The organism is Enterococcus sp. RTP21361st1_A6_RTP21361_211029 (assembly GCF_040910045.1).
Taxonomy (GTDB): Bacteria; Bacillota; Bacilli; order Lactobacillales; family Enterococcaceae; genus Enterococcus_D; species Enterococcus_D gallinarum.
Map to the genome: position 1 here is coordinate 1 of NZ_JBDGBK010000185.1, position 1,902 is coordinate 1,902.

The 1,902-nt window shown below is 39.0% G+C and carries 1 protein-coding gene; it reads left to right on the plus strand.

The genetic code is table 11. The features are described 5' to 3' along the window. Positions 1–222 precede the first annotated feature (222 nt). A complete protein-coding gene (rny, locus tag AB5Z52_RS16845; protein ID WP_029487351.1) occupies positions 223–1,797 on the plus strand; it encodes a ribonuclease Y in 1,575 nt (524 codons plus the stop codon). The last annotated feature ends 105 nt before the right edge of the window (positions 1,798–1,902 follow it).

Sequence of the window (1,902 nt, forward strand, 5' to 3'; positions counted from 1 at the left end):
TGTGAATGTGTTGTGGTAGCTCTATTCTACAGAAGGGACTTCCTTTTTTCTATTTACACAAAATATTTTACACTCTCGGAGGTGATGTACATAGGATTTAAAGTTGACACTCTTGTGTACAAACATTAGAATAAACTTATGTGGGTTTCCACATAGCAGTAGGCAACTTGATAATTTATTTTAATTTGTTTATCAAAACTACAAAATATTGTAAAAGATAGTATGGAGGTGGATTCATTGGAACTACTTTACATTCTCCTCGCTATCATCGGTTTAATTGTCGGTCTTGGATTAGGAGTTTTTGTGACCAAATCTCGTCACGAAAAAGAGATCAATGGCGCGCAAAATTCTGCAACTGGAATTATCGAAAGCGCTAAAAAAGAAGCAGAAACTCTAAAAAAAGAAGCATTGTTAGAAGCTAAGGAAGAAAATCAGCGTTATCGGTCAGAGATTGAAAGTGAGTTGAAAGAAAGCAAACTTGATTTAAAATCACAAGAAAATCGCTTGCTCCAAAGAGAACAAGTACTTGATCGCAAAGATGATTCTTTGGAAAAACGAGAGCACTCACTGGAAGAAAAAGAAAACAGACTTAGTGAGAAACAACAATTAATTGACGAGCGAGAAAAAGAAGTAGAAAAACTAATCGATGGGCAACAGCAAGAATTAGAGCGTATTGCGGCTTTGTCTAGAGAGGAAGCCAAAGAGTTGATCATGAAATCAACGGAAGAAGAATTGAATCATGAATTAACGATTATGGTAAAAGAATCAGAGCAACGTGCAAAAGAAGAAGCAGATCGTAAAGCGAAAAACTTATTGTCATTAGCAATTCAACGTTGTGCTGCAGATCAAGTATCAGAAACAACAGTATCTGTCGTATCATTACCAAATGACGAGATGAAAGGTCGAATCATTGGACGAGAAGGACGCAATATTCGGACATTGGAAACATTGACCGGTATTGATCTGATTATCGATGACACACCAGAAGCAGTTGTACTATCAGGATTCGATCCAATCCGTCGAGAGATTGCACGAATGACATTAGAGAAACTGATCCAAGATGGACGGATCCATCCTGCACGTATTGAAGAGATGGTTGAGAAATCCCGCAAAGAAATGGATGAACACATCCGTGAATATGGGGAACAAGCAGCCTTTGAAGTCGGTGCACATACCCTACATCCTGATTTGATCAAGATATTGGGACGTTTACGCTTTAGAACCAGTTATGGACAAAACGTATTGAATCACTCAATTGAAGTGGCAAAACTTTCGGGTGTTCTAGCTGCTGAATTAGGTGAGGACATTCAGTTAGCAAAACGTGCTGGACTGCTGCATGATATTGGGAAAGCACTTGATCATGAAATTGAAGGCTCACATGTTGAGATTGGTGCTGAACTTGCTGCCAAATATAAAGAAAATCCTGTAGTCATTAACGCAATTGCATCCCACCATGGAGACGTAGAAGCTACTTCAGTTATCTCTGTGCTGGTAGCTGCAGCAGATGCTTTATCCGCTGCTAGACCAGGTGCACGTAGCGAATCGTTGGAAAACTATATCCGTCGTTTACAAAACTTAGAAAATATTGCGAATGGCTTCAAAGGTGTAGATTCAAGTTTTGCTGTACAAGCAGGACGAGAAGTACGAGTTATGGTTAAGCCAGAAGAGATCTCCGATTTAGATGCGGTTCGTCTAGTACGTGATATCCGCAAAAAAATTGAAGATGATCTTGATTATCCAGGACATATCAAAGTAACGGTTATTCGTGAAACGCGAGCAACTGATTACGCTAAATAGCATAAAAAAGAACCTTGGCTTTTAAAGCTGAAGCGACCCCCAAAAGTTAGACCAAAAAATCTAACTTTTGGGGGTCGTTATTTGTATGGCAAAATATCCTTTTGA